A 6,269-nucleotide genomic window follows, 5' to 3' on the forward strand; every position below is an offset into this window, starting at 1 on the left:
CATTCCATGCTCTCGGCAAAGCTCAGAAACCGGAACACCGCCCTCCGCCTGCTTCAACACCGCCATGATCTGCGCGTCGCTGTATCGTCCATTCTTCATCGTAAATCTCCTCAGATATCTTGCCGAGAAAATTCTATTTTTGAACACCACTAATTTTAGGGGGGATTACCCTTTGACGTAGTGTTCGAGAACTCCCGACCAAGCCCGCCAAAGTTTGCGCGTTTCAGAAATTTTTGAGAGCTCCTCCACAAAATCAGACACGTAGTAGGCTTCTTGTTCTGCGTTCGCTAAAATTTCGCGGTAGCCTTGCCTCATCTCAAATTTTCCGATGCTCTAATCGTCGTTGATGGTTTTGCTGCACTCAATGCCGATAATTACATTACAACTGGCTTGGATCAGCCTGAAGGGGATTTTACGTGGATCATTGTTGGTAAGGTCTCAAGTTTTGATACCTCAGCCCATCTAATCGGGACTTACCGCGCAAGTACATCAGGGGTCTGGATACAACACATCTCGGGTGCTTCAGGCAGGCTAACACTCGGTTCCTATAAGGACGTTGATGGATCGCCTACGTATGACCCTCTCGCTGGTCCAGTGGGAACCATCATAGAAGGTGAGACATTCGTTGCTGCTGTACGCTACAATGCAACAACCAAAGAACGGGCCCTCAAAATGATGCTGGATGGCTCTGAAACGTCTGATGCGCTTGGCTCCGCCTTATCCCCATCAACAGATAAGATCTGTAATCGGTACAACGCCAGAACAAGTGGCTTCTGAAGGAGGCGAAACCGCAACAGTCTTCCTATATGACGCTTTGCTCACGGATGCTGAGCTTGCAGTGCAGTATGCACAAATTAAATCGGCGTTGTCCTTAGAATAAATAACGGCTGCGCCGTGACACCAATATCTGCAGCGACGAAGCGCGCGTTGGCGTGAATGTAGTGGGACAGAGAAACCTGCAGTAAGCGGGAATAGGTGGGAAAAGCCAATAAAAGACGGTTAAAAGCCTTATTTACAAGGCTATCGGCGGCATGGATGGGTCAGCTGATAGACCGACGCAGAGTCTTGCAGCAAGCCTCATAAGGCCTCTTATGTAAGGTAGATGCATCTTTGCCGACACCAAACCTTGCAAACCCTCCTGCCCGCTTCATAGGCCGTTAAATAAGGGGTTTGAGGCGACTTAAACGGTGATTAAATTAACAATCAGCGCCAAAAATGCAATCTGAACTGGAAAGAGGCCTTGCGAGTTTGCCCCACACTTTCCAGAAAGAGATAAATATAAAAAAATCAAAGGCATAGATATTTTCGCGCATAAATGGGGGAACGCTGAACTGGAAAGAGGTTTTTGGGTCAGTCTGGTGCGAATCTCGACATCAAGGGCGGAAACCAGACCTTCGCTGCGTCAGCCATCAAGGTCAGCTATGCGCAGAAAGCGGAGTTTGCAAAGTTTGGCAGTTGCGCCAAAGCCGCCATTCGGCAAAGATGCAGCATATGGCAGGTTTGAGCCCGAGTCACCGATGCTGCATCATGCATGAACGGCAGCTTTCGCTTGTGCGGCCAGAAACCTTCCAAAACTCCAAACGTTTTGTCATGGGGTTTTGTAACAGCTAAGCCCTTGACCGCTCGCGCTCACATTGCGCGTGACAAAAACCACCGTTACAGTTAACAAACTCAATGTGACCAAACAGGCGGCAAAAAATGCTCTATGCTCTATGCTCTGGCAATTTTACAACGATGCGTCGATCTAGCCGACAGACTTGTTTTTGGGCAAACCCAACTCACTAAGTCCGTGATAGATATCCGAACGCTTATTTGCTTCATTATATTCACTGTTTTTCTATTTTCTGGTTTTTCGGTGATAGGATTCTTGAAATCAGACTTGGCTGAATTCGCTGTTTGGATAATTGTCAGTGTGCCTCTTGCATGTGTTTTCATTGCGCGTCATCAAAGATTAAAACGGTTAAGATAAATTTCTTTTTAAGGGAGCGGCAATATGGGATTAATTGCTACCGGCGGCGCTACAGAAACGGTCGAAATTCCGGGCAACGGACCAATCACATCCGAAATAAACATAAATAGTGGAATGCCATCTATTATTACTGAGCTGTTCCAAGGAAACGTTCCAGAAAGCGCTATCGAAGCCAGCTTCGGCGCTAGCTGGGCGAATGGTGGCGTTGTTGGGTGGGATATCGGTGTTGCCTACACACCCGATACACAACAGGCAACGGTAGAGGTTAGCTTATCTGGCTGTCAATCGCAGAGTAAAAAGGGGCCAGATCGCGGCGTAAAACTGGTCCACTGAGTTATCGTTTTTCGTGCGCTTTGGCGCGAGTGCTTGTCATATAGCTAACGCGTGCCAAAGCGCATGTTGGCCCTTGGGCCAACATTGTTCTGATCTGGATTTAGGTTTGATTATTGTTGTTTGTTACGGCTGTATTTGAGCCTGTAGCTTTCGCCGTTCATCTCGAGAATGTGGACGTGATGGGTCAAGCGATCCAGCAACGCGCCTGTCAGCCGCTCAGAGCCGAAGACCTCGGTCCATTCATCAAAGGGCAGGTTCGAGCCCACTTTGACCAATGCTGCAAAATGTTCGAATGAAGGCTATCTACATCCTTTCCATTTGTTGGGTATTTGGTAGCAAGAAGTATGGACATGCCAGCAGAATCAAAATCCAAATTTAAGACCTGGGCTTACGCCATTTTCATATGGGTCTTCCTGTGTGTTTGGCTAACCGGGATGACCGCAGGACTGATGGCCAGCTCGTGCCGGAATGATCGCTATGAAGGAGCGAAGAAGCTTCGGTTTTGCAACATTTCACTAGCCACCGGTGCTTGGATGAATTTCTCATCTCTCGAAAGGGCTAAGGGGAGCCGCATTGAACTCGAAAGAGGGATCGCGCTATCTCAGATTGGAGAACCGGAGAAAGCTATTGAAGCATTTGAGCAAGCCTTGCGCGACGCACGAGCAAAGTCGGGACCGTGGGAACGGGAACTGCATAAGCGAATGATTCAAATCGCAGACGGCAGAGCGCTTGCTCTTTGGGTTTCAGTCGTCAAGTCGGGCGAATAGAAAATACAATCAGCCTGATATCAGCAAAAGCAGCCATTGGCGTGGCCGCAGCGAAATGGCGCTTTGTCCGCACTGCAGTCGCTGGGACACATTGCCATGAACGTCAGCTTTGTCAATTCATCCCCGAAGTGCCACAGCCGCTTTGGGCTGGGAGCTGCCATTAGACGCGATTCACACTAACGGCGGCTTTGGGCCGGTTGTGCCGATGGAATTAGAGCTACGGCGTTTGCGTAAAATCATCGAATGAAAAATCAGTCATTATCATAGTTCCTCAAATTGAAAAGTAAAAAAATTGCAAAAGAACCGAGCATTGCGCACCCTCCCCCAATCCACAAGTCGCTTTCTTTCCAACTGTTGGACAACAAAACGTTTGCAAACAAAGCTCCCGCAGCACATGCGATAAATGCTAAGAAAAAACTCGAAAAGCCCTTTTGTTTTTTAAACAATTGAACTCCTGCAATGGGCAAGACGTGCATAAACGAAAACCCAACCTGATCAAAAAGAATATCATAACGTCTACCCATATCAAAAAGGTCTAGTTCGACATTTCCTTGCCGAGCTTCATTGGCATATGTGACAAGTAATGGAGTGCTATAGATTTGCCGTGCAACCTCAATGCCACCAAAAAAAACTAAAGAAATAGTGAATAAAACGATAAGCTTAAGCATTTTACTTCCTCTCTTCTTAGATCTCATATTCACAACCCATGCGCAGCTCCATAAGAAACATGAGATCATTGCCGTCGGCAAGGGCCATAAGATTGCTCAGAGCTCAAAGCGCTTCAATGCGGGGCATGGTGTGTGACCATAGTCGTTTCACCGATAAATGGTTCAGCCAAACGAGCTGTGAGCCGCGACCGATGATCCAAATGGATTTCGGTGGTTTGTATAGGCGTCAGTCTACGGTAAATGTTCCGAGCAACTTTGATGTAATGGTAGTCACTCATAACGCGAGCTGCCGTTCGCATATTGTCGGCTCTAAATGCGGATGGGGTCGGGGGCTGGCGTATACGCAAGCTGTGCCTCGAGGGCTTCACGCCGCTCTGTGAGGGCCTGCATTTTATCCTTCACTTGAACCGCCCAAAACCTCCGCAAACTAGCCAAGATCTTTCCTGCACCGCTGCAAACGAGCAAAGCCTGATAGAAAAGGCGCTCACGCTCCATTTGAAACGCTACTTTCTGCGCTAGCAACACGGTGTTTTTCAACAGAATCGGCGGATTGCCGACGTTCGCTGCACCTCGCTCCAACGGCAGCTATGCGCAGAAAGCGGAGTTTGCAAAGTTTGGCTGTTGCGCCAAAGCCGCCATTCGGCAAAGATGCGGCTAACGACGGCTTAGAGCCCAGATCTACCGACCGATGCAAGCCGAATTTTGCTCGCAGATGACATCCGGCAAGTCGAATAGTCTGATCATTGTATAATTTAGATTGTTTGCCGATGGCTCAAGCATTGAGATCACAATCGTGACCCAGTTTTCTGCCTCGTGATAGAAATTAGAGCTAGCCCATTGTGTGTCACCAAGTGTGGCATTTAGGATTGGATTGGGGTGTTCGAAGCCTTGCTTAAGTCTTTGAACTGCGATCATAACCTCTTGCTGTGTGTGGATGTCATAGGGAGCGACATTGCTCGCGCAGTCTAGAGTAGACCTTCTTGTCTCCTCCCCAGAGATAACCACCAACACATTGAAAGTGCTCGCTTTGACAGGAGTTTCAGGACCATCCAAAACTTCCATTATTGCAAAGCTCTGATCCAAATCTTCAAGGAACTGGGTAACACGTGATGCGTTGATCTCTTCAAAATCGGAACACAGGACAATGCTCTCTGCTTCCAGAAATGCGGAATTACTTCGAATAGGCATCGGGATTTCTGCCAAGGCGAAACAGGGTGCAAGGCCAATCCAACATAAAGTGATGAAGCGAAACATCATGCGTATAACATCGGGCAAAGTCATCCTTGTTTCAAGGCACCCCATTCAATCGTAAAACGCAAAAAATGCAGGTTATCCAAACAGCAATTGTCAAAGATCAACGGCAACAATGTCCCGCACTCCCGTCGCTGGGACACATTGCCATAAACGTCGGCTTTGTCAATTCATCCCTGAAGCGCCACAGCCGCTTTGGGCTGGGAGCGGCCATTAGACGCGTTTCGCACGAGCGGCGTCTCTGGGCCGCAAAAACTATCTATTCATGGGCTCAGAAGCTGGCGGCAAATCCGCCGCCATCGCCTATACCCTCATCGAGACCGCAAAGATGAATAAGGTGAATCCCGAAGTCTGGCTTACTTGGGTGCTGGAGCGCATCCAGGATCATCCAGAGAACCGTATCAACGATCTCATGCCGTGGGCTTATCAGGACACAATCGATGCTAAAAATGCCAAGGCTGAGGCAAAAAACGCTGCTTGATCAACGGCAGCGTTGATGATTACCTATTTCGATGATCTAAAAAATGTATTTTTGGAAGGATTGAGTTGTGGCTGCGAACGCTTGGATCGGTCTTTACTGTTTTTTAGTCGGCGCTTATGCGATTTTTCTCAATTATTTAGTTTATTGGCTGTGGAAGACGCACACCAAAAAGTCGGGTGGATATCTCGAAGCCTTAAGTGATTTTATGTTGTGGCGGCATCCATGCGTAAATGTTGTACACTTTGGTATATCTGTAATTAGCTTAATAATCATTTTGAATTTGTAGGAGAGCTGTTTTGAATGTTTTGGAAGTAGTGAAAGCAGGCGCTTACCAAAGTATCGCCCTGCCCCAATGGCCACGCGTGTTGGCCGCTGGTTGGTCGAACGGGCTGCAGCACGCATGCGGCGTGACGGCTATTGTGCTGGGCGGATTTCCATTCACATCGGGCTGTGGAAACGACAGGGGTATCACTGGCAACAGACGCTCAACCCAAGCCAAGACACGCGTGATTTTCTCGACACCTTCGACGCCCTCACGGCGCAGTTTGCCAGCAGTCGCACTCAAGCCACATCGATCGGGATCAACCTCACGAACCTAGTGTTGCTTAGCCAGCGCAATGGTGAACTTTTCCTGCCGCTTGCCCCAGGGCAAAACAGCAAACGCGAAACGCTCTCCGCCACCATAGATCGCATCAATTTGAGGTATGGCAAAACCGTCATCAAATATGGTGACCAACAAGAGCACCTTGGGTTCTTTGATCGAGGGTAAGGGCGGATTGCTGATGGGGTGGATGGCTCCT

General features: G+C 48.5%; 8 protein-coding genes and 2 pseudogenes. 6 read left to right on the forward strand and 4 right to left on the reverse strand.

The features are described from left to right. A partial coding sequence (locus KO497_RS16995) for a transposase (protein WP_215945164.1) occupies positions 1–99 on the reverse strand: 99 nt, incomplete at its 3' end. 207 nt (positions 100–306) lie between these two features. On the opposite strand from KO497_RS16995, the gene KO497_RS17000 reads away from it, so the two are divergent. Both KO497_RS17000 and KO497_RS17005 read left to right on the forward strand, forming a co-directional pair. Then, positions 307–777, forward strand: a complete 471-nt coding sequence (locus KO497_RS17000; RefSeq protein ID WP_215945157.1) for a hypothetical protein — start codon at positions 307–309, stop codon at positions 775–777. A gap of 1,216 nt (positions 778–1,993) precedes the next feature. Further along, positions 1,994–2,302, forward strand: a complete 309-nt coding sequence (locus KO497_RS17005) for a hypothetical protein (protein ID WP_215945158.1) — start codon at positions 1,994–1,996, stop codon at positions 2,300–2,302. Positions 2,303–2,412: 110 nt separating this feature from the next. On the opposite strand, the pseudogene KO497_RS17010 reads toward KO497_RS17005, so the two are convergent. Continuing rightward, a pseudogene (locus KO497_RS17010) lies at positions 2,413–2,562 on the reverse strand (ATP-binding protein); the annotation flags it as partial. A gap of 90 nt (positions 2,563–2,652) precedes the next feature. Between KO497_RS17010 and KO497_RS17015 the strand changes: the two are divergent. Further along, on the forward strand, positions 2,653–3,069 hold the full coding sequence (locus tag KO497_RS17015) for a tetratricopeptide repeat protein (protein ID WP_215945159.1): 417 nt from the start codon (positions 2,653–2,655) through the stop codon (positions 3,067–3,069). A gap of 109 nt (positions 3,070–3,178) precedes the next feature. Beyond that, complete coding sequence (locus tag KO497_RS17020) at positions 3,179–3,316, forward strand: hypothetical protein (protein ID WP_215945160.1); 138 nt, start codon at positions 3,179–3,181, stop codon at positions 3,314–3,316. A gap of 4 nt (positions 3,317–3,320) precedes the next feature. Here the strand turns inward: KO497_RS17020 and KO497_RS17025 are convergent, their stop codons facing one another. After that, on the reverse strand, positions 3,321–3,737 hold the full coding sequence (locus KO497_RS17025; RefSeq protein ID WP_215945161.1) for a hypothetical protein: 417 nt from the start codon (positions 3,735–3,737) through the stop codon (positions 3,321–3,323). A gap of 678 nt (positions 3,738–4,415) precedes the next feature. Then, complete coding sequence (locus KO497_RS17030; RefSeq protein ID WP_215945162.1) at positions 4,416–5,012, reverse strand: hypothetical protein; 597 nt, start codon at positions 5,010–5,012, stop codon at positions 4,416–4,418. 211 nt (positions 5,013–5,223) lie between these two features. Here KO497_RS17030 and KO497_RS17035 point away from each other — a divergent pair. After that, positions 5,224–5,469 (forward strand): annotated as a pseudogene (locus KO497_RS17035) (transposase domain-containing protein); the annotation flags it as partial. A gap of 352 nt (positions 5,470–5,821) precedes the next feature. Further along, complete coding sequence (locus KO497_RS17040) at positions 5,822–6,238, forward strand: DinB/UmuC family translesion DNA polymerase (protein ID WP_215945163.1); 417 nt, start codon at positions 5,822–5,824, stop codon at positions 6,236–6,238. Positions 6,239–6,269: the final 31 nt, after the last annotated feature.

This window comes from Pacificibacter marinus (assembly GCF_018860665.1).
In the GTDB taxonomy this organism is placed as follows: Bacteria; Pseudomonadota; Alphaproteobacteria; order Rhodobacterales; family Rhodobacteraceae; genus Celeribacter; species Celeribacter marinus_A.